A 22,668-nucleotide genomic window follows, 5' to 3' on the forward strand; every position below is an offset into this window, starting at 1 on the left:
TCAGCACGCCCATGTCTCATATGAATCCTTACCAGCCCATCGAACTGGCCGGCAGTACGCTCTGGTTGCTTGCGGAAAAGGCCGTCTACTGGCCTGAGCAGCAGGCGTTGCTGATAGCAGATATACATTTCGGCAAGGCCGCAGCCTACCGGCGCCTGGGCCAGCCCGTGCCCCACGGCACCACCGACGCCAACCTGCGCCAGCTGGACGATCTGCTGGCGCGGTACGCCTGCCGCCAACTGATCTTTCTCGGTGATTTCCTGCACGCGCCGGAGTCCCGTGCACCATCCACGCTGGCCCGTCTGGCCGAATGGCGTGCGCAACATGCGCAACTGGAAATTACGCTGGTGCGTGGCAACCACGACCGCCGTGCCGGCGACCCACCGCGCGAGTTAGACATAAGCGTAGTCAGCGAGCCGTTACTGCTCGGCCCCTATGCCCTGCAGCATGAGCCGGACCCGCATCCGACCCATCACGTACTCGCTGGCCACGTACATCCAGCCTTTCAGCTACATGGCCGCGGCCGCCAGCGCCTGCGCCTGCCTTGCTTCTGCATCGGAGCGCGGCTCAGCCTGCTGCCGGCCTTCGGCAACTTCACCGGAACGATGACGGTGGCAGCCGAAGACAACTGGCAGATTTATGTGATCGGGGATGGAGAGGTCTGGCCGCTGAGACGCCCTGCGCCGGTCAGGCCTGGGATATGCCCGTGATGGTGATGCCATAACGCTCGGCCAGGCGTGTGGCCGGGGTGTCCTCCAGATCGGGCTCGTGCTCGTGCTCGATCTCCTGATCCGGATACAGCTCTTCTGCCTTGCGACTCACCAGTTCCACAGCCTCATCGATATCCGGCTGGTGCGCCGAGTCGATCTTCAGTGTCGCGGTGTTGCCGTCTTTGTTGTACGCAATGATCCAAGTCGTCATGAAAGTGCCCCTCGCCTTAAAGAAACCCGTGTGGACGTAATAACGCCCATTTTGGTTTTTGTAAGTTTTTAGACCCATCCGGCGTCGGCAGTTCGGTCCCTCACTTCAAAGTTAGCAGCTTTAATTGAATTGCCAGGAACAACCATGCGGACGCCCGGTCATCCGTATGCAAACACCATGGAGTCGGGAATATGAATGCCTCGCCTCTACGCATTACCGAACCGTCCGAAGAGCATTTGGTGAGCTTGCTGCGCCAGCACGCCGAACCGCTGCCCGCTCTGGATGGCCCGCGCTTCGCCGATGCATTCGAACGCTTCGCCGACGCTCGGGTGGTGCTGATCGGTGAAGCCAGCCACGGCACCTCTGAGTTCTACCGCGCCCGGGCCGCGATCACCCGGCGCTTGATCGAGCGCCATGGTTTTTCCATCGTCGCGGTCGAGGCGGATTGGCCCGATGCCGCGCGAATCGACTGCTACTGTCGCCAGCGTGAATCGGTCGCCTGGACAGAGGATGCCTTCAAACGCTTCCCGACCTGGATGTGGCGCAATCGCGAAGTCGACGCTTTTGTCCGCTGGCTGCACGAGCACAATGCTGCGCTTGATGCCGCGCGGCGCGCCGAGTTTCGCGGCCTGGACGTCTACAGCCTAGGCAGCTCGATCCGCGAGGTGCTGCGTTACCTCGACCACACCGACCCTGAAGCCGCGGCGGATGCGCGCCAGCGCTATGGCTGCCTGAGCCCCTGGCAGGAAGACCCGGCCGACTACGGTCGAAACGTCATGCTCGGCCAGCCAATCTGCGAACAGGCAGTGATCGAACAGCTGCAGGCCCTGCTCGCCCAGCGTCTCGAATATATCGGCCAGGATGGTGAACGCTTCTTCAACGCCGAACGCAACGCGCGGGTGGTACTGGCCGCGGAGAGTTACTACCGGGCGATGTGCCGCGGCACGACAGAATCCTGGAATCTGCGCGACCGCCACATGTTCGACACCCTGCAGGCTCTGCTCGACCACCGCGGGGCAAACGCGAAAGCGGTAATCTGGGCGCACAACTCGCATATCGGCAATGCTGCGGCGACTTCGATGGGCTGGGGTGGCGAGTTCAACATCGGCGAACTCTGCCGCACCGCCTTCGGTCGCGATGCAGTGCTGATCGGCATGGCAACCGATCGCGGCGAGGTGGCCGCGGCGGCCAACTGGGACGAACCGATGCAAATCAAGCAGGTCATTCCGTCACGGTCGGACAGCTGGGAGCAGCTTTTTCTGCGCGCCGGCGTGCCGGCCTCGCTGACCGACTGGCGCGATGATGGCGGCGAATTTCGCAAGGCGCTCAGCCATCCGCGGCTTGAGCGTGCGATTGGCGTCATCTACCGGCCGCTGACCGAGCGACAGAGTCACTACTTCCGCGCCATCCTTGCCGAGCAGTTCGATGCGTTGATCTGGTTCGACCAGACGCAGGCGGTGACGCCCATCGGCCCGCAGGACATCGATGCGAGCGTCGTACCGGATACTTACCCGTTCGGCGAGTGAGACGTCATCGCGGCGCCGGAGCGCTGCGACGCCGTCACGCAAGAAAGGGACGGTCGACCGGCTTATGCCACCGGCGCTGGCGGTGGCTGATCGGGCACGGTGGGCTCGCCGGGCTCGGACGGCTGGGTGGGAACGCCTGGCTCCTCCGGATCACCCGGAACGCCGGCGGCGTGGAAATAGCGATTCGATCGAGCGTCCATAACGTCCTCCACTGCATTAACCCGCAGCTGCGGGCTGGTCTGTAGTAGAGGTCAGTGCAGGCGCTTTCTATCCAACCTTCCGTCGGGCGGCCGGCCTGCCCCAGCGGATTACCACATCAGGTCGTCCGGCACCTGATAGGCGGCGTAGGGATCGTCGGCATCCGGCTCTTCGGTGCGGATGTTGAGCTGCACCACCCGCTGCGGGTCGCGCTCCTGAATCTTAAGCGCCGCTTCACGCGGGATCACTTCGTAGCCGCCGCCATGACGAACGATTGCCAGCGAGCCGCTGGCCAGCTTTTCACGCATCAGCTTGTTCACCGACAGCCGCTTGACCTTCTTATCGTCGACGAAGTTGTAGTAATCCTCGGTGGTCAGCTTCGGCAGACGGCTGGTCTCAATCAACTGCTTGATCTGTGCTGCACGGGCCTTCTGTTCGGCCTTTTGCTGCTGCTGGCGGTTGAGCTCCTGATCGCGGGCGATCTTTTCCGCCTGCGCCTTCAGCGCCGCTTCGCGCTGCGAATCGTCCTTCTCGACCTGGCCTTTCTTCTCCAGGCGCTGCTGCTTCTGCTTCTGCTTGACGGCCTGCTTGGCCTGCTTTTCGTTGACCAGCCCGGCTTTGAGCAGCTGATCACGGAGGGAAAGACTCATGTTTCGGCTCGTCTCGTCGTGAGTTCAAGTGGACGCGGGTGGACGCTTCGGCCGCCCACCGAGCGGCATTGTGGTGGATGTGAAAAGCCACATCCACCCGGAAAGTGCAGTTAGGCGCAGGACGGCGATCGTTCGGCCTTCTTCGCCTCGCCCCAGAGCGCGTCAAGCTCTTCGAGATCGCAGTTCTCGATTGGCCGCCCCCCTTCACGCAAGGCCTGCTCGATGAAGCGAAAACGCCGCTCGAACTTGCCATTCGCGGCACGCAAGGCGTTCTCCGGATCGACCTTGAGATGGCGCGCCAGGTTGACCACGACGAACAGCAGATCACCAAGCTCTTCGGCAATGGCTTGCGGATCGTTCTCGCTCATTGCCTCCAGCACTTCGCCGAGCTCCTCGCGCACCTTGTCCACCACCGGCAGCGCCTCGGGCCAGTCGAAGCCGACCTGGGCGGCGCGCTTCTGCAGCCTGGCGGCACGACTGAGTGCCGGCAGTGCGCTCGGGACATCGTCGAGCAGTGACAACTGTTCAGGAGCAGCGGCTTTCTCGGCACGCTCCTCGGCCTTGATCTCTTCCCAGCGCTGCTTGATCGCCGTCTCGTCGAGGCGCGGTAGCTCCGGCGAGCCATACAGGTCGCCATCCGGGAACACGTGGGGGTGGCGACGGATCAGCTTGCGGGTGATGGCATCGACTACCGTGGCGAACTCGAAACGCCCTTCCTCCCGGGCCAACTGGCTGTAGTAGACAACCTGAAACAGCAGGTCCCCCAGCTCGCCGGGCAGATGATCGAAGTCGCCGCTCTCGATGGCATCGGCCACCTCGTAGGCCTCTTCCAGCGTATGCGGCACGATGCTCGCGTAGTTCTGCTGCAAATCCCAGGGGCAGCCATGCTGCGGATCGCGCAGCCGGGCCATGAGGTGCAGGAGATCGTTGAGTTGGTACATAGGATTCCTCAGCGAATCGAGGGCTGGTGAGGGACGCTGATGACATCACGGTGGATGTAGAAAGCGACATCCACCCTACGGTTCGGTCACGGGCCAAACGCCCAAAAAAACCCGTATTGCATCGTAGGGTGGATGACGCTTCACCCATCCACCATGGCAGTTGGCGCCGCCGCTGTGCTGAGCCTTACGTCGCTCTTTGGCGCTTGGCTTCGATGATGTTCGGCAGCTGCGAAATACGGCTGAGCAGGCGACCCAGGGCGTTCAGCCCGGGAATCTCGATGGTCAGCGTCATCTGCGCGGTGCTGTCTTCCTTGTTCGAGCGGGTGTTCATCGACAGCACGTTGATGCGCTCGTTGAGCAGCATCTGCGAGATGTCGCGCAGCAAGCCGGCGCGGTCGTAGGCGCGGATCATGATTTCCACCGGATAGGTCTTCTCCGGTACCGGCCCCCAGCTGACCTGGATGATCCGCTCCGGCTCGCGCCCGGCCAGTTGCAGCACGGACGGGCAGTCCTGACGGTGGATACTGACACCGCGGCCTTGGGTGATGTAACCGACGATGGGATCGCCCGGCAGCGGCTGGCAGCAGCCGGCCATCTGCGTCAGCAGGTTGCCGACGCCCTGGATCTGCACGTCGCCGCGCTTGCCCGGCTTGTACGGCGCCGAGCGCCGCGGAATCAGCTCCAGCTGGTCGTAACCGCGCTCCGGCTCGACCAGCTGTTGCGCCATGTTGACCAGGTGCGCCAGGCGCAGGTCACCCGCGCCAAGCGCCGCGAACATGTCCTCGGCGTTCTTCAGGTTGGCCTTTTCGGCCAGCTTGTCGAAGTCCACCGGCGGCAGATCCAGACGTCCCAGTTCGCGCTCCAGCAGCGCCTTGCCGGCGGCGACGTTCTGGTCACGAGCCTGCAGTTTGAACCAGTGGACGATCTTCGCCCGAGAGCGCGAGGTGGTGATGTAGCCCAGGTTCGGGTTCAGCCAGTCGCGACTCGGCGAGCCGTGCTTGCTGGTGATGATCTCCACCTGCTCGCCGGTCTGCAGGCTGTAGTTGAGCGGCACGATGCGCCCGTTGATCTTGGCACCGCGACAGTTGTGGCCGATCTCGGTATGCACCCGATAGGCGAAGTCCAGCGGCGTGGCGCCCTTGGGCAGATCGATGGCATGGCCGTCCGGGGTGAACACGTAAACCCGATCCGGCTCGATATCCACCCGCAGCTGGTCGGCCAGGCCGCCGATGTCGCCGAGCTCTTCATGCCATTCCAGCACCTGACGCAGCCAGGCAATCTTCTCTTCGTAATGATCGGAGCCGGAATTGACGTCGGTGCCCTTGTAGCGCCAGTGCGCGCAGACGCCCAGCTCGGCCTCTTCGTGCATGGCGTGGGTGCGAATCTGCACCTCCAGCACCTTGCCCTCCGGGCCGATCACCGCGGTGTGCAGCGAGCGATAGCCGTTCTCCTTGGGGTTGGCGATGTAGTCGTCGAATTCTTTCGGAATGTGCCGCCACAGCGTATGCACGATTCCCAGCGCGGTGTAGCAGTCGCGGACTTCCGGCACCAGCACGCGAACGGCGCGAACGTCGTAGATCTGGCTGAACTGCAGGCCCTTCTTCTGCATTTTCCGCCAGATGGAATAGATGTGCTTGGCGCGCCCGTCGATGTCCGGCTGGATACCGGTCGCAGTCAGTTCGTCCCTGAGCTGCTGCACGACGTTCTGGATGTACTGCTCGCGATCGAGGCGACGCTCGTGCAAGAGCTGGGCGATCTGCTTGTACTGCTCGGGCTCGAGGTAGCGGAAGGACAGGTCCTCCAGCTCCCACTTGATATGACCGATACCCAGACGATGGGCCAGCGGCGCGTAGATATCGAAGACTTCGCGGGCGACGCGCTGGCGTTTATCGTCGTCGGTCAGCTTCACCGCGCGGATGGCGCAGGTGCGCTCGGCCAGCTTGATCAGCGCGACGCGCACGTCGTCGACCATGGCCACCAGCATCTTGCGCAGGTTTTCCACTTGCGCCTGGGAACCGAGTACGAGCGATTCACGGGGATTGAGACTGGCGCTGATCGCCGCCATGCGCAGCACGCCTTCGATCAGCTTGGCCACCACCGGGCCGAAACGCTGGTTCACATCAGCGAGCTGAATCTTGCCTTCGCGTACGCCACGATAGATGACGGCGGCGACGAGGCTGTCCTGGTCCAGCTTGAGGTCGGCGAGGATCTCGGCGATCTCGAGGCCGATCTGGTAGCTGGAGGTGCCTTCACTCCAGAGATTCTGCGCCGCGTTGGCCTGCTGTTCCGCCTCGCGGGCGAACTCGCAGGCCTCCTTCAAGGCCGCGCGGTCGAGTGCCGGGTCCATCCCCAGCACATGATCGAGCCAGCCATCCAGGTTGATACTGCCGTCCGTATTGATCGGCTGAAGCGCTCTGACCTGTACCATCTAACCTTCCCTTCTGCGCAGCTGCTGCGCCATGAACGCCGGCATTCTGCGTGCCGGTCGGTTGAACCACAGGCAACTTGCCTGTCAAGAATGCAGCATCGAGCGCTAACTGCGCTCGAACAACGCCATGGCTTCGACATGGGCGGTCTGCGGGAACATGTCCAGCACACTCGCACGCTTCAGGCGATATCCCTGGCTGGCCAACTCGCGCGCATCGCGCGCCAGGGTGGCCGGATTGCATGAAACATAGACCACGCGCCGCGCCTTCAGCTTCGACATTTGTCGAACGATTTCCAGCGCGCCGTCGCGCGGCGGATCGAGCAGCACCGCGGCGAAATCATTGCGCGCCCAGGGTGCGTCAGCCAGCGGCTTCGACAAGTCGGCCCGATAAAAGTGCGCGTGCGCCAGAGCATTGCGACGGGCATTTTCCTGCGCCCGCGTAACCATCGTCTCGACACCCTCGACACCCACTACCTGAGCGCCCGAGCGCGCCAGCGGCAGGCTGAAATTGCCTAGCCCGCAGAACAGATCAAGCACTGTCTCATCCTGGCCGGCGTCCAGCCATTCCAGAGCCTGAGCGACCATCGCATCATTGACCGGCGCGTTGACCTGGACGAAATCACCCGGACGCCAGGCCAGCTCCAGACCCCAGGCATCCAGTCGGTAACCCAGCGTCGCCGCGGGATCATCCGATTCAGGCTCACCTTCGCCCTGCCACCAGAGCTGCGCTCCATTGACGGCGGCGAAGCTGCGCAAACGTGCCACGTCTGTTTCCGACAAGGCTGCGGTGTGGCGGATCAGCACCGCCTCGGCCGTACCACTGAAGAGTTCGACGTGGCCGATAACCTGCGGCTTGCTCAGATCACGCAATGCAGCCAGCAATGCCGGCAGCAGCGACTGCAAGGGCTGTACCAGAACCGGGCATTCACTGATAGAGACGATTTCCTGGCTGGCGCTGGCGCGGAAACCGATGTCCAGATGCTTGTGCTTGATGTCCCAGCGCACCGCCAACCGAGCGCGACGGCGATAGCCGAAAGCCGGTCCCACCAGCGGCTCGGCCCATACCTCCGGCTGCAGATCGGCCACCCGCGCGAATTGCTCGGCGAGCGTGTGCTGTTTCAGCGCAAGCTGATCGGCGACGGGCACATGCTGCAGGTTGCAGCCGCCACATCGGCGAGCATGCGGACAGGGTTCGGCCCGACGCTGCGCACTGGCCTGGAGCACGCGCTCGCAGCGCGCTTCGACGATCTGACTGCGCGCAGCCAGCACGCGCGCCTCGACCTCTTCGCCAGCCAGCGCGCCTTCGACAAACCAGGTGCGCCCCTCGATGAAGGCAATGCCGCGCCCATCATTGGCCAGTCGCTCGATAATCAGGCGCTGCTTCTTGCCGACCGGCACCTGGGGCTTGCGCTCGCCGCCGCTAGGTTGAAAGCGCAGAGCGCCGCTACGTTTGGCCATCAGCTGAAACCTGCGCTGTTGTGTTCGTTGAAAATGTCATGGGCGATGCAATGCGGCGCGTGGGAGCGCGCCGCTGATGCGCGAGTCAATTGGGCGCGTCATACACACCGGTCGACAGATAGCGGTCGCCGCGGTCGCAGATGATCGCCACGATCACTGCGTTCTCGACCTCCTGCGACAGACGCAACGCCGCGGCAACGGCGCCACCGGAGGACACGCCACAGAAGATGCCCTCTTCGCGGGCCAGACGGCGCATGACCTGCTCGGCCTCGGCCTGCGACATGTCGACGACGCGGTCGACGCGCTCGGCCTGATAGATCTTCGGCAGGTATTCCTGCGGCCAGCGGCGGATGCCGGGGATAGCCGCCCCCTCCATCGGCTGCAGCCCGACGATCTGCACCGCGGCGTTCTGCTCCTTGAGGTAGCGCGAGACGCCCATGATGGTTCCGGTGGTACCCATGGAGCTGATGAAATGGGTGATGCTGCCGTGAGTCTGCCGCCAGAGCTCCGGCCCCGTACTGTTGTAGTGCGCTTCCGGGTTGTCGCCATTGGCGAACTGATCGAGCACCTTGCCGCGACCTTCAGCCTGCATCTTCAACGCCAGGTCGCGGGCACCTTCCATGCCCTCCTCCTTGCTGACCAGGATCAGCTCGGCGCCATAGGCAGTCATCGCCGCCTTGCGCTCGGCCGTGGAGTTGTCCGGCATGATCAGGACCATCCGGTAGCCCTTGATCGCCGCCGCCATGGCCAGGGCAATCCCGGTGTTGCCGGAGGTCGCCTCGATCAGGGTGTCGCCGGGCTGGATGTCGCCGCGCAGCTCGGCACGGTTGATCATCGACAGCGCCGGGCGGTCCTTGACCGAACCGGCCGGATTGTTGCCCTCGAGCTTGACCAGAATGGTGTTGCTGGTCTTACCCGGCATCCGCTGCAGGCGAACCAGCGGGGTGTTGCCGATGCAATCGGCAATGGTCGGATAGTGTGTAGTCATGGCGTCGCACGGCAGCGGAAAAGGTTGCCATGATACCGGCAACGCTCGACGACGGGCAGACCGTCTCTGCCTGTCCGGCACGACATCGGCTCACCCACCGCCCCTCCCGATCAGGCTATGGCCGCGCGAGGATCTTCGGCGCCGCTTCGATGATCTGTCGCGAAAGGTGCTCCATACGTGGCGATTGCACCTTCCAGGTATGCCAGTAGAGGGCAATTTCCAGCGGTTCGTCGGTCGCCAGATCGACCACCTCACCAGTCTGCAACGCATCATGCAGCAACAGTTCCGGCACCATCCCGTACCCCAGCCCGTAGCGGATCGCGCTGAAATGCGGTTCGGCACCGGGGACGAAATGGCAGGGATAGGCGCCCTCCGGAAGCCCGAAGCGGCGCAGCAGGAACGACGACTGCAGGGTGTCCTTGCGCGTGTAGGCAACCACCGGCGCCTTGCGCGCGGCGTTGCGGGTCAGCCCGTTGGCAAAATGCTTCTGCCGGAACTCGCTGGATGCCACCAGTCGGTAGCGCATGCTGCCCAGCGGGCTGGCCGTGCAGCCACGCATCGGCTTGGGCTCGGTGCTGATGCAACCGATCGCCAGCCCCGTCTCCAGCAGGCTGTAGGTGTGATCCTGGTCCTCGACGGTGAGATCGAGCAAGACCCGCTCGCGGATCAGCACCTCGGCCAGCGCCGGAAAGAACCAGGTGCCCAGGCTGTCGGCATTGAGCGCCGCGACCACGACCAGTGGCGCATCGCTGCGCTCGGCGAGGTCCGCCAGCAGATCGGCCTCGAGCAGGGTGGCGCGTTTGAGGTACTGCAGCAGGCGCTGACCGGTTTCGGTGGGTCGGCAGGGTCGACTGCGCACAACCAAGGCGCTGCCCAGCGCACTCTCCAGTGCGCGCACCCGCTGTGAAATCGCCGGTGGCGTCAGGTGCAGGCGCTGCGCAGCCTGTTCGAAGCTGCCAGTACGGATCACCGTGCGAAATGCTTCAGTCTGCTTCGGATCGAGATTCATGCGACCTGCCGATTAAGAAAATGTTTGGATGGCCTAAAAATACTTAGCCACGACAAATTTAACCAGCATTGCTCCATAATCGCGCATCCCCCGCTGCAGCGCCCCACTGGTGTGCAGCCCAGCCCGTCCGGAGTATCGTCGTGGAACTGCTGCACACCATCTACCTGATCGCCATCACGGCCGAAGCAATGTCCGGCGCCATCATGGGCATGCGCCGCGGCATGGACCTGTTCGGCATCTGCCTTCTCGGCACCGTGACGGCGCTGGGTGGCGGCACCGCGCGGGACGTGCTGCTCGGTCATTATCCGGTCGGCTGGATCGCTCACCCCGAGTATCTGACCTTCACCATCGGCGCGGCGATCGTCACCGGTTTCATCGCCCGCCACCTGCATCACCTGCGCATGGTCTTCCTGCTGGTGGATGGCCTCGGCCTGGTGGCGTTCACCGTGATCGGCTGCGATGTGGCGATGGGCATGGGCGCGCACCCGTCCATCGTCGTACTGGCTGGCGTGATCACCGGTATCTTCGGCGGGCTGATGCGCGACGTGTTGTGCAACCAGGTGCCGATGGTGCTGCAGCGCGAGCTGTACGCCACCGTCGCGCTGTTCACCGGTGTGTTCTACGTCGGCATGCTGTGGCTGGAGATCAACACCACGCTGGCCACCCTGGCGGCGCTGGGCAGCGGCTTCCTGTTCCGCGTACTGGCGATGACCTTTCACTGGAAGCTGCCGGACTTCAACGGCAAGGAAATCCGCGGCCTCGACTGAGGCTGCGACGCCACAGCTAGACCTGGCGTGCAGATTCCGCCGAGCCGAGTCGCTACACTAGCGCGCTGCAATCAGGATCGGTGGACGGACTGTGCTGAAAGACCTAGGAATTCGTGGCCGCGTGCTGATGCTGACGCTGCTGCCCAGCACCTTGCTGGCGGTGGTGCTCGGTGCCTACTTCACCTGGATGCAGCTGTCCGAGATGCGCCACCAGCTCGACGAACGCGGCCAGCTGATCGCCGAGCAGCTGGCGCCACTGGCCGCGCCCGCCATGAATCTGGGCTACGACAAACGCCTGCAGCGCATCCTGACCCAGGTGCTGGATCAGGCCGACGTCCGCGCCGTGACCATTCTCGATCCCGAACGCGTGCAGCGCGTACATGCCGGTCCGCGCATGTTGACCCCGCCTCCGCCGAGCGATCCGGAGAGCCTGACCCACGTCAGCAGCATGGACCACACGCGCATTCTCATGCCGGTGCTCAGCCGCCACCTCAACCTCGCCGACGAAACCCGCGGACCGGACGAAAAGCTGATCGGCTGGCTGGAGCTGGAGCTGTCGCACCACAACACCCTGCTGCGTGGCTATCGCAGCCTGCTGACCAGCCTGTTTCTGGTGAGTGCCGGCCTGATCATCACCGCCCTGCTGGCTCTGCGCATGAGCCGTGCCATCAGCCTGCCGCTGCAGCGTGTCAAAGGCGCCGTCGCGCAGCTCAAGGACGGCCACCTGGAAACCCGCCTGCCACCATTGGGCAGCCATGAAATGGACGAGCTCGCGTCCGGCATCAACCGCATGGCCGAAGCACTGCTCAGCGCCCGTGAAGAACTGCAGCAGAGCATCGACCAGGCCACCGAGGATGTGCAGCAGAACCTGGAAACCATCGAGATCCAGAACATCGAACTGGATCTGGCGCGCAAGGAAGCTCTGGAGGCCAGCCGGATCAAATCCGAATTCCTCGCCAACATGAGCCACGAGATCCGCACACCGCTGAACGGCATCCTCGGCTTCACCCAGCTGCTGCAGAAAAGCGACCTCACCCCGCGCCAGCAGGACTATCTGGGAACCATCGAGCAGTCCGCCGACAGCCTGCTCGGAATCATCAACGAGATTCTCGACTTCTCCAAGATCGAGGCCGGCAAGCTGGTGCTCGACAGCGTCCCGTTCAACCTCCGTGATCTGATCGAGGACACACTGACCATCCTCGCCCCGGCTGCACACACCAAGCATCTGGAGCTGGTCAGCCTGGTCTATCGCGACACGCCGCTGTCGCTGCTGGGCGATCCGCTGCGCCTCAAACAGGTGCTGACCAATCTGATCAGTAACGCGATCAAGTTCACCAACGAAGGCACCATCGCCGTCCGCGCCATGGTCGAGGACGACAATACCGATCGCGCCCAGCTGCGCATCAGCGTGCAGGACACCGGCATCGGCCTGACCGATCAGGACCTGCGCGCGCTGTTCCAGGCCTTCAGTCAAGCGGACAACTCCATGTCGCGCCAGCCAGGCGGTACCGGCCTTGGACTGGTCATTTCCAAACGACTGATCGAGCAGATGGGCGGCGAGATCGGTGTCGACAGCATCCCCGACGAAGGCTCCGAGTTCTGGATCAGCCTCAGCCTGCCGAAGGCGCGGGATGACATCGAAGACCTGCCGCACCCGGCCTTGCAGGGCCGGCGGATCGCATTGCTGGAGCAGCACCCACTGGCCCGCCAGGCATTGCAGCATCAGCTGGAAAGCCTAGGCCTCGAAGTGCACACCTTCGATACCCTCGACCAGATGCAGGAAACCATCAGCGCTCAGCGCCAAGGCAGCCAGCTGATCGACCTCGCCGTGCTCGGCGTCACCGGCCGCGAAATCGAGCCGGACGCGCTCAGCCGGCGCCTGATGGAAATCGAGGCGCTCGGCTGCAAATGTGTGGTGCTGTGCCCGACCACCGAGCAGGGCCACTACCACGACGCCCTCCCGGAAGCCCACAGCTATACCCAGCTGCAGGGCAAACCCGCCTGCACGCGCAAGCTGCAACGCGTACTGGTGGCGCTGGTACGCCCCAACCAAAGCTACCCGGAACCCACCGCAGCGGCGCCCGACCGGCCGGCGCGTGTGCTTTGCGTGGATGACAATCCGGCCAACCTGCTGCTGGTAAAAACGCTGCTCGGCGATATGGGCGCCGAAGTCGTTGCGGTGGATAACGGCCCCGCCGCGCTGGACGCGGTCAAGCAGCATGCGTTCGACCTGATCCTTATGGACGTGCAAATGCCCGGCATGGACGGCCGACAGGCCACCGAAGCCATTCGCCACTGGGAGCACACCAACAACAGCGCGCCGTTACCGATCATCGCGCTCACGGCTCATGCACTGGCGAACGAGAAACGCTCGCTGCTGCAGAGCGGCATGGACGACTACCTGACCAAGCCGATCAGCGACCGGCAGCTCGCCCAGGTGGTGCTGAAGTGGACCGGCCTGGCCCTGCGCAGCCAGCCGCAACGTGCAGCGGAGCCGCCGCAGCAGGCTGAACCGAGCCTGAAAGTGCTGGATGAGGAAGAAGGCCTGCGCCTGGCGGCAGGCAAGGCCGATCTCGCCGATGACATGCTCGGCATGCTGCTGCAGTCACTGGAAGGCGACCGCCGAACCATTCGCGAAGCCCGCCAGGCAGGAGATCGCCAGGCGTTGATCGAGCGCGTACACCGCCTGCATGGCGCCACCCGTTATTGCGGCGTGCCGCAGTTGCGCAACGCCTGTCAGCAGAGCGAGACCCTGCTCAAGCAGAACCATCCGGACAGCGAGGCCGCGCTCGACGAGCTGGACGCCGCCATCAGCCGCCTGGAGCAGGAAATCCAGGTCGACAGCTGATCGACCGCGCCGGGTGCCTCATCTGCGCCCGGCGACGCCCATCGCGTTGCCCGTCCTTTCAGGAACCAGCATGAACGACCACCCCGCTTCCGACGCCTTCCAGCATGCCGAACTCGACTGGGACGAGAACGGCCTGCCGCAGTCCCGCCAGTACGGCGACGTGTACTTCTCCCGCGCCAGCGGCATGGCCGAGACCGAACATGTGTTCCTCACGCAGAACGATCTGCCCCAACGCTTCGCCGCGCTACAGGACAACCAGCGCCTGGTGATTGGTGAGACCGGCTTCGGTACCGGGCTGAACTTTCTTTGTGCATGGCATCTGTTCGAGCGCGTAGCCCACCCGCAGGCGCGGCTGCACTTCATCAGCGTCGAAAAACACCCGCTGACCCGCGAGGACCTGCAGCGCGCACTGGCCCTGTGGCCAGAGCTGCGAGAGCAGTCTGAGCAACTGCTGCAACAGTACGTGGCGCTGAATCCGGGCTATCAGCGTTTCGTCTTCGCTGGCGGCCGCGTTGTGCTGACCCTGCTGATCGGCGACGTGCTCGAATGCCTGTCGAGCCTGGATGCGCAGGTCGATGCCTGGTTCCTCGACGGCTTTGCCCCGGCGAAGAATCCGCAGATGTGGCAACCGATGCTGTTCGCCGAGCTGGCCAGGCTTTGCGCGCCCGACGCAACGCTGGGCACGTTCACCAGTGCCGGCTTTGTGCGGCGCGGCCTGATCGAGGCCGGCTTCGACATGCAGCGGGTGCCCGGCTACGGCCACAAACGCGAGATTCTGCGCGGGCGCCTGCGAGCCGCCAACGCCAGCATTTCGGACAAGCCCTGGTTCGCTCGCCCGGGCTATACGACGGCCGAACGCCACGCGGTAATCGTCGGCGCCGGCCTGGCCGGCTGCGCGACGGCTGCATCGCTGGCCGCCCGCGGCTGGAAGGTGACAGTCCTCGAGCGCCACGCCGCGGCGGCACAGGAAGGCTCGGGCAACCCGCAAGGCGTGCTCTACCTCAAGCTTTCTGCCCACGGCACCGCACTGTCGCGGCTGGTGGTCAGCGGCTTCAGCTATACGCGCCGCTTGCTGCGCAATTTGCAAGCAGGCCAGGACTGGCAGGCATGCGGCGTACTGCAACTGATTTACGACGAAAAGGAGCGCGAACGCCAGGCCGAGCTGGCGGCAGCCTTCCCGGCCTCGCTGGTCCATCCGCTGTCGCGCGAAGCCGCCGAGGCGCTGGCCGGAGTGGCCCTGCCCGAGGGCGGATTGTTCTACCCCGAAGCCGGCTGGGCCAACCCACCGGCGCTATGCCAATGGCTGCTGCGGCGACCGGGAATCGAGCTGCACAGGCATCATGAAGCGCTCGAACTGCGCCGTAATGGGCGATCCTGGCAGGTGCTGGGCGGCCAAGCGTTGTTGGCCGAAGCGCCCGTGGTGGTCCTGACCGGCGCGGCGGACGCCGCGCGCTTCAGCCAGAGCGCCTGGCTGCCGCTCAAGCGTATTCGCGGGCAGATTTCCTGCCTGCCGGCGAACACCCAGAGCGGCCAGCTGCGCACCGTGCTGTGCGCCAAGGGCTACGTCGCGCCACCCCGAGATGGCACGCACACGCTGGGTGCCAGCTTCAACTTCCAGCAGACCGACGATACCCCCAGCGTCGCCGAACACCAGGCGAATCTGGAAATGCTCGAGCAGATTTCAGCGGATCTGTACCAGCGTCTGCAGGCGGACCCGCAACGTACCGAGGAGCTGGACGGGCGCGTGGCATTTCGCTGTACCAGCCCGGACTATCTGCCGCTGATCGGGCCACTGGCCGAGCCCGAGGCCTTCGCTGAAACCTATGCGGCGTTGGGCAAGAACGCCCGTCAGTCGCTACACGCGCCCTGCCCGTGGCTCGACGGGCTCTACGTCAATACTGCACATGGCTCGCGCGGAATGATCAGCGCCCCGCTGTCCGGCGAGCTGCTGGCCGCCTGGCTGGACGACGAACCGTTGCCGTTGCCTCGGGACGTCGCCGAAGCCTGCCACCCCAATCGTTTCCTGCTACGCAAGCTGATTCGCGGCACCTGAGACGCTCCGATGCCCGAGCCGCTGCCTACCGCAGGCTGTGACTTGCATCGTGCGTCGCCCGCACGGATACTCCCCCCACTATATTTCGCATCCTGGGAGGCATCATGAAATCACTGTCTTTGCTGACGCTCGGCTGGTTTGCATTGCAGGCCCACGCCGCGCCTGACGTCGATACCGAGCAGCTGCGCGGCGAGGCTGCCAGCCTGATTCCACCGTTCCAGCAGCAGTTGCTTGGCACGGTCAAGCAGGCGATGGCAGACGGTGGCCCGGCGGAAGCCGTCAAGGCATGCCGTCTTCTCGCGCCGGAAATCGCCAGCCAGCATAGCCAGGCGCCCTGGAAGGTAGGCCGCACCGCGCTGAAGCTGCGCAATCCGGACAACGCACCAGACACCTGGGAGCGCTCGGTGCTGGAGCAGTTCGCCAAGCGTTCGGCTGCAGGTGAACCGATCGAACAGCTCAAGCATGGTGAGATAGTGGCAGGCGAGTACCGCTACATGCAGGCGATTGGCACCGCTGAGGCCTGCCTGGGTTGTCACGGCGAAAAGATCAAGCCGGAGCTGGTGGAGCTGATCGACCACCACTACCCGCAGGATCAGGCCCGCGGGTTTCGCGAGGGCGATCTGCGCGGCGCCTTCACCCTCAGCCGTGCCCTGCCACGCTGATAGGCCTTACACTCCGTCGGCGGGTGCGTGGCACCGCTGCGATCCGCCGTTCATCCAAGGAACGCTCGCCAGCGCGAGCGTACCAACGATGGACGATGGAACGCTGACGACGGAGCACGCATGCAAACCGATACGGTCCCTACCATTCCCCTGGCATCCGGCAGCTTTGCCTGATGGACGTTCTACTGCTGGAAGCACTGGGCATCGGCCTCATTCTCGGCCTGTTGCTTGGCCTCACCGGCGCCGGTGGCTCGTTGGTCGCCTTGCCCCTGCTACTCAGCCTGCACCTGCCATTGCGCGATGCCATCGGCGTCAGCCTCGGTGCGGTGGCCATGTCCGCACTCATCGGCGCGATTCCGCGGGCGCGGCTCGGCCAGGTCGCCTGGCGCCCGGTCATGCTGCTGGCTGTCTGCGGCTTGCCGGGCAACGCTGCCGGTCAATGGCTCGGGCAGTTCATACCGGAGCGCGCACTGATCATCGGTTTCTGCCTGTTGGTGCTGTGGTCCGCTTGGCGCATGTGGCGCGGCGCCAACCTGCCAGCCAAGGAGAACGTCGAGGATCGACAGCTGGCGCTGCTGGGCATCGGCGTTGGCGTTGGCCTGCTCTCCGGGCTGATGGGTGTCGGCGGCGGCTTTCTCATCGTCCCGGCGCTGCTTTGGTTTACTTCGCTATCGCTGCTCAGCGCCATGGCCACATCGATGGCGGTGATCGCCGTCGTCAGCGGCGGTGGCTTCCTGCTCTACCTTACCGATGCCGAGCCACCACTACCGCTGCTCGGCGGCCTGGCGCTGGGCGGTGCCTTCGGCGTGCTGGCCGGCAACCGCCTGGCGCAATACCTCAACAGCAGCCTGCTGCAGCGCCTGTTCGCGCTGATGTTGGTCACCGTCAGCCTGTCGCTGGGGGTTCAAAAGCTGGTGCTGGGTCACTGACGATCAGGGTCGTCCCAGAACGGCCGGTTCGCTTCCCATTCGATGTCGGCACGGCTGCGGCCGATGTCCTTGAGCATGTCGTCACCGAGCGCGGCCAGCTGGCGCCGTTGGCGTGCCAGTTCGTTCCAGCGCTGCAGCTTGTGCCAGGCCTGTCGCAGCAATCCCGGTGCGGGTGCCCGAAGTGCCTTCGGCAGATGGAAAGATTGCAAAGCGACTTTGTGCATGTTCATCACGACGCCCTCCAGTTGAGTTGGCGTCAGTCTCGCGCCCGGATTAAGATCAATCCAACGAATGTTCCTGATGCCTCGCATCTCGAGGATTGATGAATGGCCAACTACCCGAATATCGACACCGAGCTGCTGCGCAGCTTCGTGGCCATCGCTGACCACGGTGGCTTCACCCGTGCCGCAGCCGCGGTGAACCGCACCCAGTCGGCGGTGAGCATGCAGATGAAACGCCTGGAAGAGGATGTGTTGCAGCGTCCGCTATTCGAGCGCAACGGTCGGCAGGTCAGGTTTACTGCCGAGGGCCAGATACTGCTGGGCTACGCGCGGCGCATTCTCAAACTGCACGGCGAAGTCATGACCACCCTGCGCCAACCACACATGGTCGGCGCGGTACGCATCGGCACGCCGGACGATTACGTCATGCGCTTTCTACCCGGCATTCTTTCGCGCTTCGCCCAGGCGTATCCGCTGGTGCAGGTCGAGGTGCATTGCGAACCATCGACCCAGTTGTTGCAGCGACGGGATCTGGACCTGAGCATCGTCACCCGCGAACCGGGCACCGAGATTGGCCAGTTGCTGCGCCAGGAGCATGTCGTCTGGGCCGCCGCCCCGGGCTTTGACCTGCATGAGCATCGCCCCCTGCCGCTGGCAACGTTCAATACCGATTGCTTCTGCCGCGCCTGGGTATGCAGCGCGCTGGATGCGCGGGAAATCGAGTACCGGATCGCCTATAGCAGCCCGAGCCTGTCGGCGATCATGGCGATCGTGGGTGCAGGATTGGCGCTGACCGCACAGCTGCAGAGCCTGATTCCTGCCGATCTGCAGATACTCGGTGAAAAGGAGGGCCTGCCGCGCCTGCCTCAGACCAGCATCGTGCTGCTGCGCAACCCGCAGCAGCAGTCGCCGGTCAGCGAAACGCTCGCCGGCTACATCGCCGATGGCTTTCGCCTGTAACGAGAACGCCGGTCATCGGCGACCGGCCGCCATCTCGTCGAACACTTCCGGCACCAGCGCCGCATCGCCCTTGTCCGCCAGGTGCTGGCGCTGCGCCTCCTGCGGATCGTCAAGGATCGCCAGCAAGCGCGAGCCGCGCTCGGTCAGGACGAAGTTCTCGCCATTGCCGCCCTCTTCCTCGGGCCGCGAAACGATGAAGCCACCTTCGAATAGCAGACTTTCGTAATCGGCCGCTTCGGCACGCAGACTGTCAAGATTCGGCATCGGCTGACCTTCACTTTCCATCTGCGTCGCATGTTCTTCGGCGTAGTGGCGTGGCTTGAAACTGTCATTGGCGCCGCGTTGAACTTCATGCAACAGACGCTGGATAAGGCCCCAGTTATAGCTCATGGTCGTTCTCCCTCAGCAGATGTCCGCCTCACGAATGAGGCGCCTACTGATTGGGACCTTTCACCACGTCGACCGGTTCGTTGTCTGAACTAAAGTGGCGGCGCTGCGATCCACCGTTCAGACCGATTGAACGAGGAGCGAGCCATGATATTGTTGATGATTGCCCTGACCGCCGCCGCACTGGCCAGCCCGACCGTGCACGCCGCGTGCACCCCGGACGAAGTGAATGCCAAGGCCGAACAGCTGGCCGAACGCGTCAATCAGCTCACCAAGAGCAATCCGGAGCGCGCCAAGGAAATCAATGAGGAGATTCGCCAGATGGAAGCCAAGCGCACCGCCGACCAGTTGGGCGACGAGTGCGAGGCCTATGACAAGCGTCTGAAGCAGATCGAGGAAGCGGAGCGCGAGGCCGACATCCCACCGGCCGACGCGCAGCGCTGAGGCTGAAGGCCGACGGTTACTCGGCCGTCGGCTTCTTGCGCTTGAGCGGTGCCATGCCATCCTGGCTCACCACCGGCGATAGTGACTCGCGCTTGGCGCCGTTCGGGCGCTTGCCGGCGGGTTTGGCTTTCTTCTCGGTGCCTTTCTTCTTTTCGATCTTTTTCTTCTTGGTGCCAGCTGCCTTGCCCGACGCTTTAAGGTTCTTCGGGCCCATATAGCTGCCTTTCAGCCCCTTGATCACCCGCCGCTCGAAACGCTGCTTGAGATAACGCTCGATGCTGGACATCAGGTTCCAGTCGTTGTGACAGATCAGCGAGATCGCCAGCCCTTCGCCACCGGCGCGCCCCGTACGACCTATACGGTGCACGTATTCGTCACCCGAGCGCGGCATGTCGAAGTTGATCACCAGATCCAGCCCTTCGATGTCCAGCCCGCGCGCCGCCACGTCGGTCGCTACCAGCACCTTGACGCCACCTTCCTTGACCCGGTCGATCGCCAGCTTGCGGTCTTTCTGGTCCTTGTCACCATGCAGCACGAACGCCTTCACGCCCTCGGCAACGAGCCGGCCGTAGAGGCGGTCGGCCTGTACGCGGGTGTTGGTGAAGATCACTGCCTTCTTGTACGTCTCGTTGGCGAGCAGCCAGTGCACCAACTTTTCCTTATGTTCGGTGTTTTCGGCAGTGATGATCTGCTGGCGCGTGCCTTCGTTGAGTTCGCTGACGCGGTTGAGCTGCAGGTGCAGCGGATCGCGCAGCACACTGGCGGTCATCTCGCGCAGCGCGGCGCCGCCACTGGTCGCGGAAAACAGCAGCGTCTGCTGGCGTTTGGCGCACTCGCCGACCAGACGCTGCACGTCCTCGGCAAAGCCCATGTCGAGCATGCGGTCGGCTTCGTCGAGGATCAGCATCTCGACATCCTTGAGGACCAGCGTGCCGGCATTCAGGTGCTCGATCATGCGCCCAGGCGTGCCGATGAGAATGTCCGGCACCTTGCGCATGACTGCGGCCTGGACCTTGAAGTCCTCGCCACCGGTAATCATCGCCGACTTGATGAAGGTGAATTGCGAGAAACGCTCGACCTCCTTCAGCGTCTGCTGCGCCAGCTCTCGGGTCGGCAACAGAATCAGCGCACGAACATCGGCGCGCACCACGGCATCGCCAATCAGCCGATTGAGCATCGGCAGTACGAAGGCGGCGGTCTTGCCGCTGCCAGTCTGTGCCGTCACCCGCAGGTCACGCCCTTCCAGCGCCGGCGGAATGGCCGCCACCTGCACTGGAGTCGGCTCGACGAATTTGAGTTCGGCGACAGCCTTTAGCAGGCGTTCGTGCAGGGCGAATTGGTCAAACAAGGGAGCTACCTCGGAGGTCGAAAAAAACAATGGCATAGGGTAACTCGTCTGCCGGGCAAAGGCGCGTTCTGTAACGGTCGCCATGTTTTCCCAGGCAAACACAGGCTAAGCTGAGGAAATAGAAGCGGCTTAATACCCAAGAGGTTCGCATGATGTCCAAAAAGCGAGTGGTACTGCTGACTGGCGCGCTTTCACTGGCGTTATACGCCGCTGCCGGCGCAGCGCAGCCGAAAAGTGATCACCCTGGCAAGGGCAAGCCCGACCGCGCACAGCAGCATCAGCCTTCGGCACAGCAGCCGCATCGCTACCAGGGTCCGTCGGTGGACATCGGTTCGGTCCGCATCACCCTGCGTAGTCATCGCGATCTGCTAGCGCCGGTCTCGTCCCTGCCACCGGGCATCCAGAAGAATCTGGCGCGCGGCAAGCCGCTACCGCCGGGCATCGCCAAGAACATGGACAGCCGCCTGCTGGGACACCTGCCGCGCTACGAAGGCTACGAGTGGAAACAGATCGGCCGCGACGTGGTTCTGGTCGCCATCGCCACCGGCATCGTTTACGAAATACTCGAGAACATACTGGATTGATCGGTTCGCGTTCAGGCAGCCCGCGCGATGAGGGCAGCCTAGCGTCCTATTCTGGCTGGCAGGTCAACTTGATGCGCAGGCGAATCACGTCGCGCTTGAACTTGGACGTCAGTGCCTTGCGCTCACCTGGTTGCAACTCCGTGCGTCGCGTGCGCGGCGCTTCCGGGCCGTTCTGGAACACGGCGGTACACACCGCAGCCGTGCCCCCATAGTTGAGCAGCAGTAGCCCGGCGAGGTCACGATCAATGGTCTGCGGGGTGACGGTGATCTCCGCGCCGTTGAGCTGCTGCTCGACGTCTACCGGATAAGTGACCGCATTGGCCGTGAGTGGCAGCAAGGCGACGAGTAGGTAACCGATTGTTTTCATTTTGACTGGGCTCCTCTACAGAGTGGCCAGCCTAACAGACCTTGCTAAAGGAACCGAAGGAATGAAAGTGCCCCGTGTGACCCTCGATCAGTGGCGCACCCTGCAGGCGGTCATCGATCACGGCGGCTTCGCCCAGGCGGCCGAAGCGCTGCATCGGTCGCAGTCGTCGGTCAGCTACACCGTGGCACGCATGCAGGAGCAATTGGGCGTACCGCTCCTGCGCATAGACGGGCGCAAGGCAGTGCTGACCGAGGCAGGAGAAGTGCTGCTGCGCCGGTCGCGACAGCTGGTCACACAGGCCAGTCAGCTGGAAGAACTGGCGCACCACATGGAACAAGGCTGGGAAGCCGAGGTGCGCCTGGTTGTCGATGCCGCCTACCCCAGCGCCAAGCTGATCCAGGCCCTCACCGAATTCATGCCGAAGAGCCGCGGCTGCCGGGTGCGCCTGCGCGAGGAAGTGCTCTCCGGGGTCGAGGAAGTGCTCAAGGACGGCACCGCGGACCTCGCCATCAGCGGCCTGGACATCACCGGCTATCTGGGCAGCGAGCTCAGTACCGTGGAGTTCGTCGCCGTGGCACACGCCAACCATGCCCTTCACCAGCTCGGACGCAAGCTCAGCGTGCAGGACCTGCAGAGCCAGATGCAGATCGTGGTGCGTGATACGGGCCTGCGCCAACCTCGTGATGCCGGATGGCTGGGTGCCGAACAGCGCTGGACGGTGGGCAGCCTGGCGACGTCGGTGGCCTTCGTCAGCAGCGGTCTGGGCTTCGCCTGGCTGCCCCGGCATCTGATCGGGCGCGAACTGGCCGAGGGCATACTCAAGCCGCTGCCACTGGTCCAAGGCAGTATTCGCCGGCCACTGTTCTATCTCTACACTAACCACGACAGACCGCTCGGGCCGGCTACCCGGATTCTCATCGAGCTGATCAAGACGTACGATGCTGGCCAGGCCACTCCACTGGCCGGCTGACAGCTTCCC

The 22,668-nt window shown here is 63.9% G+C and carries 23 protein-coding genes; 11 read left to right on the top strand and 12 right to left on the bottom strand.

Features of this window, described 5'->3' with window-relative positions:
- Positions 1-20 precede the first annotated feature (20 nt).
- Positions 21-710: a ligase-associated DNA damage response endonuclease PdeM gene (gene pdeM, locus BM275_RS00135; RefSeq protein ID WP_044315303.1), complete on the top strand. Its 690-nt coding sequence runs from the start codon at positions 21-23 to the stop codon at positions 708-710.
- On the opposite strand, the gene BM275_RS00140 is transcribed toward pdeM, so the two are convergent.
- On the bottom strand, positions 688-921 hold the full coding sequence (locus BM275_RS00140; protein WP_023447125.1) for a hypothetical protein: 234 nt from the start codon (positions 919-921) through the stop codon (positions 688-690). The two genes, pdeM and BM275_RS00140, sit on opposite strands and share 23 nt — an antisense overlap.
- Before the next feature lie 191 nt (positions 922-1,112).
- Here BM275_RS00140 and BM275_RS00145 point away from each other — a divergent pair, with 191 nt between their 5' ends.
- A complete protein-coding gene (locus BM275_RS00145; protein ID WP_090518909.1) occupies positions 1,113-2,447 on the top strand; it encodes an erythromycin esterase family protein in 1,335 nt (444 codons plus the stop codon).
- A 62-nt stretch (positions 2,448-2,509) separates the two neighbouring features.
- Here the strand turns inward: BM275_RS00145 and BM275_RS22195 are convergent, their stop codons facing one another.
- The 7 genes from BM275_RS22195 to BM275_RS00175 all read right to left on the bottom strand — a co-directional run bounded on the left by BM275_RS22195 (position 2,510) and on the right by BM275_RS00175 (position 10,119).
- Entirely contained in the window at positions 2,510-2,647 is a 138-nt protein-coding gene (locus BM275_RS22195) for a hypothetical protein (protein ID WP_167362140.1), read from the bottom strand.
- Between the two features lie 108 nt (positions 2,648-2,755).
- Positions 2,756-3,295, bottom strand: a complete 540-nt coding sequence (locus BM275_RS00150) for a DUF2058 domain-containing protein (protein ID WP_090518910.1) — start codon at positions 3,293-3,295, stop codon at positions 2,756-2,758.
- A 110-nt stretch (positions 3,296-3,405) separates the two neighbouring features.
- Complete coding sequence (mazG, locus tag BM275_RS00155) at positions 3,406-4,236, bottom strand: nucleoside triphosphate pyrophosphohydrolase (protein ID WP_090518911.1); 831 nt, start codon at positions 4,234-4,236, stop codon at positions 3,406-3,408.
- A gap of 184 nt (positions 4,237-4,420) precedes the next feature.
- Complete coding sequence (relA, locus tag BM275_RS00160) at positions 4,421-6,664, bottom strand: GTP diphosphokinase (RefSeq protein WP_090518912.1); 2,244 nt, start codon at positions 6,662-6,664, stop codon at positions 4,421-4,423.
- A gap of 105 nt (positions 6,665-6,769) precedes the next feature.
- On the bottom strand, positions 6,770-8,122 hold the full coding sequence (gene rlmD, locus BM275_RS00165; protein WP_041013656.1) for a 23S rRNA (uracil(1939)-C(5))-methyltransferase RlmD: 1,353 nt from the start codon (positions 8,120-8,122) through the stop codon (positions 6,770-6,772).
- A gap of 85 nt (positions 8,123-8,207) precedes the next feature.
- Positions 8,208-9,110, bottom strand: coding sequence for a cysteine synthase CysM (gene cysM / locus BM275_RS00170; RefSeq protein WP_046621148.1), 903 nt, complete (start codon positions 9,108-9,110; stop codon positions 8,208-8,210).
- Positions 9,111-9,225: 115 nt separating this feature from the next.
- A complete protein-coding gene (locus BM275_RS00175; RefSeq protein WP_044315305.1) occupies positions 9,226-10,119 on the bottom strand; it encodes an HTH-type transcriptional regulator ArgP in 894 nt (297 codons plus the stop codon).
- 140 nt (positions 10,120-10,259) lie between these two features.
- On the opposite strand from BM275_RS00175, the gene BM275_RS00180 reads away from it, so the two are divergent.
- The 5 genes from BM275_RS00180 to BM275_RS00200 all read left to right on the top strand — a co-directional run bounded on the left by BM275_RS00180 (position 10,260) and on the right by BM275_RS00200 (position 17,378).
- Positions 10,260-10,886 carry a trimeric intracellular cation channel family protein gene (locus tag BM275_RS00180; protein ID WP_003283735.1) on the top strand — a complete coding sequence of 209 codons (627 nt, stop codon included), beginning with the start codon at positions 10,260-10,262 and terminating at the stop codon, positions 10,884-10,886.
- Positions 10,887-10,977: 91 nt separating this feature from the next.
- Entirely contained in the window at positions 10,978-13,734 is a 2,757-nt protein-coding gene (locus tag BM275_RS00185; RefSeq protein ID WP_208607433.1) for a response regulator, read from the top strand.
- A gap of 70 nt (positions 13,735-13,804) precedes the next feature.
- Positions 13,805-15,787 carry a bifunctional tRNA (5-methylaminomethyl-2-thiouridine)(34)-methyltransferase MnmC2/FAD-dependent 5-carboxymethylaminomethyl-2-thiouridine(34) oxidoreductase MnmC1 gene (gene mnmC / locus BM275_RS00190; RefSeq protein ID WP_090518913.1) on the top strand — a complete coding sequence of 661 codons (1,983 nt, stop codon included), beginning with the start codon at positions 13,805-13,807 and terminating at the stop codon, positions 15,785-15,787.
- A 104-nt stretch (positions 15,788-15,891) separates the two neighbouring features.
- Positions 15,892-16,449 (top strand): Tll0287-like domain-containing protein, encoded by a 558-nt coding sequence (locus BM275_RS00195; protein WP_090518914.1) that lies wholly within the window; start codon positions 15,892-15,894, stop codon positions 16,447-16,449.
- 173 nt (positions 16,450-16,622) lie between these two features.
- On the top strand, positions 16,623-17,378 hold the full coding sequence (locus BM275_RS00200; protein ID WP_090518915.1) for a sulfite exporter TauE/SafE family protein: 756 nt from the start codon (positions 16,623-16,625) through the stop codon (positions 17,376-17,378).
- Here BM275_RS00200 and BM275_RS00205 read toward each other — a convergent pair.
- A complete protein-coding gene (locus tag BM275_RS00205; protein WP_023447115.1) occupies positions 17,372-17,608 on the bottom strand; it encodes a DUF1127 domain-containing protein in 237 nt (78 codons plus the stop codon). The two genes, BM275_RS00200 and BM275_RS00205, sit on opposite strands and share 7 nt — an antisense overlap.
- A gap of 96 nt (positions 17,609-17,704) precedes the next feature.
- On the opposite strand from BM275_RS00205, the gene BM275_RS00210 reads away from it, so the two are divergent.
- Entirely contained in the window at positions 17,705-18,559 is an 855-nt protein-coding gene (locus BM275_RS00210; RefSeq protein ID WP_090518916.1) for a LysR substrate-binding domain-containing protein, read from the top strand.
- Positions 18,560-18,571: 12 nt separating this feature from the next.
- Here BM275_RS00210 and BM275_RS00215 read toward each other — a convergent pair whose 3' ends face one another.
- On the bottom strand, positions 18,572-18,949 hold the full coding sequence (locus BM275_RS00215; protein ID WP_090518917.1) for a transcriptional regulator: 378 nt from the start codon (positions 18,947-18,949) through the stop codon (positions 18,572-18,574).
- 144 nt (positions 18,950-19,093) lie between these two features.
- Between BM275_RS00215 and BM275_RS00220 the strand changes: the two genes are divergently transcribed.
- Entirely contained in the window at positions 19,094-19,390 is a 297-nt protein-coding gene (locus tag BM275_RS00220) for a hypothetical protein (RefSeq protein ID WP_090518918.1), read from the top strand.
- 16 nt (positions 19,391-19,406) lie between these two features.
- Here the strand turns inward: BM275_RS00220 and BM275_RS00225 are convergent, their stop codons facing one another.
- Positions 19,407-20,738, bottom strand: coding sequence for a DEAD/DEAH box helicase (locus tag BM275_RS00225; protein WP_090519496.1), 1,332 nt, complete (start codon positions 20,736-20,738; stop codon positions 19,407-19,409).
- 149 nt (positions 20,739-20,887) lie between these two features.
- On the opposite strand from BM275_RS00225, the gene BM275_RS00230 reads away from it, so the two are divergent.
- Entirely contained in the window at positions 20,888-21,322 is a 435-nt protein-coding gene (locus BM275_RS00230) for an anti-virulence regulator CigR family protein (RefSeq protein ID WP_044315313.1), read from the top strand.
- Between the two features lie 46 nt (positions 21,323-21,368).
- Here BM275_RS00230 and BM275_RS00235 read toward each other — a convergent pair whose 3' ends face one another.
- The gene (locus BM275_RS00235; RefSeq protein ID WP_023447110.1) at positions 21,369-21,689 is read right to left on the bottom strand and encodes a hypothetical protein; all 321 of its coding nucleotides are present in this window, start codon (positions 21,687-21,689) and stop codon (positions 21,369-21,371) included.
- A 61-nt stretch (positions 21,690-21,750) separates the two neighbouring features.
- Between BM275_RS00235 and BM275_RS00240 the strand changes: the two genes are divergently transcribed.
- Entirely contained in the window at positions 21,751-22,659 is a 909-nt protein-coding gene (locus BM275_RS00240; RefSeq protein ID WP_014820018.1) for a LysR family transcriptional regulator, read from the top strand.
- Positions 22,660-22,668 lie beyond the last annotated feature (9 nt).

It is taken from the genome of Stutzerimonas kunmingensis (assembly GCF_900114065.1).
Taxonomy (GTDB): Bacteria; Pseudomonadota; Gammaproteobacteria; order Pseudomonadales; family Pseudomonadaceae; genus Stutzerimonas; species Stutzerimonas kunmingensis.

What these genes read in the sequence shown, in the direction of transcription:
- pdeM (WP_044315303.1), top strand. Translation starts at nt 21, where the DNA reads ATGAATCCTTACCAGCCCATCGAACTGGCCGGCAGTACGCTCTGGTTG.
- BM275_RS00140 (WP_023447125.1), bottom strand. Translation starts at nt 921, where the DNA reads ATGACGACTTGGATCATTGCGTACAACAAAGACGGCAACACCGCGACA.
- BM275_RS00145 (WP_090518909.1), top strand. Translation starts at nt 1,113, where the DNA reads ATGAATGCCTCGCCTCTACGCATTACCGAACCGTCCGAAGAGCATTTG.
- BM275_RS22195 (WP_167362140.1), bottom strand. Translation starts at nt 2,647, where the DNA reads ATGGACGCTCGATCGAATCGCTATTTCCACGCCGCCGGCGTTCCGGGT.
- BM275_RS00150 (WP_090518910.1), bottom strand. Translation starts at nt 3,295, where the DNA reads ATGAGTCTTTCCCTCCGTGATCAGCTGCTCAAAGCCGGGCTGGTCAAC.
- mazG (WP_090518911.1), bottom strand. Translation starts at nt 4,236, where the DNA reads ATGTACCAACTCAACGATCTCCTGCACCTCATGGCCCGGCTGCGCGAT.
- relA (WP_090518912.1), bottom strand. Translation starts at nt 6,664, where the DNA reads ATGGTACAGGTCAGAGCGCTTCAGCCGATCAATACGGACGGCAGTATC.
- rlmD (WP_041013656.1), bottom strand. Translation starts at nt 8,122, where the DNA reads ATGGCCAAACGTAGCGGCGCTCTGCGCTTTCAACCTAGCGGCGGCGAG.
- cysM (WP_046621148.1), bottom strand. Translation starts at nt 9,110, where the DNA reads ATGACTACACACTATCCGACCATTGCCGATTGCATCGGCAACACCCCG.
- BM275_RS00175 (WP_044315305.1), bottom strand. Translation starts at nt 10,119, where the DNA reads ATGAATCTCGATCCGAAGCAGACTGAAGCATTTCGCACGGTGATCCGT.
- mnmC (WP_090518913.1), top strand. Translation starts at nt 13,805, where the DNA reads ATGAACGACCACCCCGCTTCCGACGCCTTCCAGCATGCCGAACTCGAC.
- BM275_RS00195 (WP_090518914.1), top strand. Translation starts at nt 15,892, where the DNA reads ATGAAATCACTGTCTTTGCTGACGCTCGGCTGGTTTGCATTGCAGGCC.
- BM275_RS00200 (WP_090518915.1), top strand. Translation starts at nt 16,623, where the DNA reads ATGGACGTTCTACTGCTGGAAGCACTGGGCATCGGCCTCATTCTCGGC.
- BM275_RS00205 (WP_023447115.1), bottom strand. Translation starts at nt 17,608, where the DNA reads ATGAACATGCACAAAGTCGCTTTGCAATCTTTCCATCTGCCGAAGGCA.
- BM275_RS00210 (WP_090518916.1), top strand. Translation starts at nt 17,705, where the DNA reads ATGGCCAACTACCCGAATATCGACACCGAGCTGCTGCGCAGCTTCGTG.
- BM275_RS00215 (WP_090518917.1), bottom strand. Translation starts at nt 18,949, where the DNA reads ATGAGCTATAACTGGGGCCTTATCCAGCGTCTGTTGCATGAAGTTCAA.
- BM275_RS00220 (WP_090518918.1), top strand. Translation starts at nt 19,094, where the DNA reads ATGATATTGTTGATGATTGCCCTGACCGCCGCCGCACTGGCCAGCCCG.
- BM275_RS00230 (WP_044315313.1), top strand. Translation starts at nt 20,888, where the DNA reads ATGATGTCCAAAAAGCGAGTGGTACTGCTGACTGGCGCGCTTTCACTG.
- BM275_RS00235 (WP_023447110.1), bottom strand. Translation starts at nt 21,689, where the DNA reads ATGAAAACAATCGGTTACCTACTCGTCGCCTTGCTGCCACTCACGGCC.
- BM275_RS00240 (WP_014820018.1), top strand. Translation starts at nt 21,751, where the DNA reads ATGAAAGTGCCCCGTGTGACCCTCGATCAGTGGCGCACCCTGCAGGCG.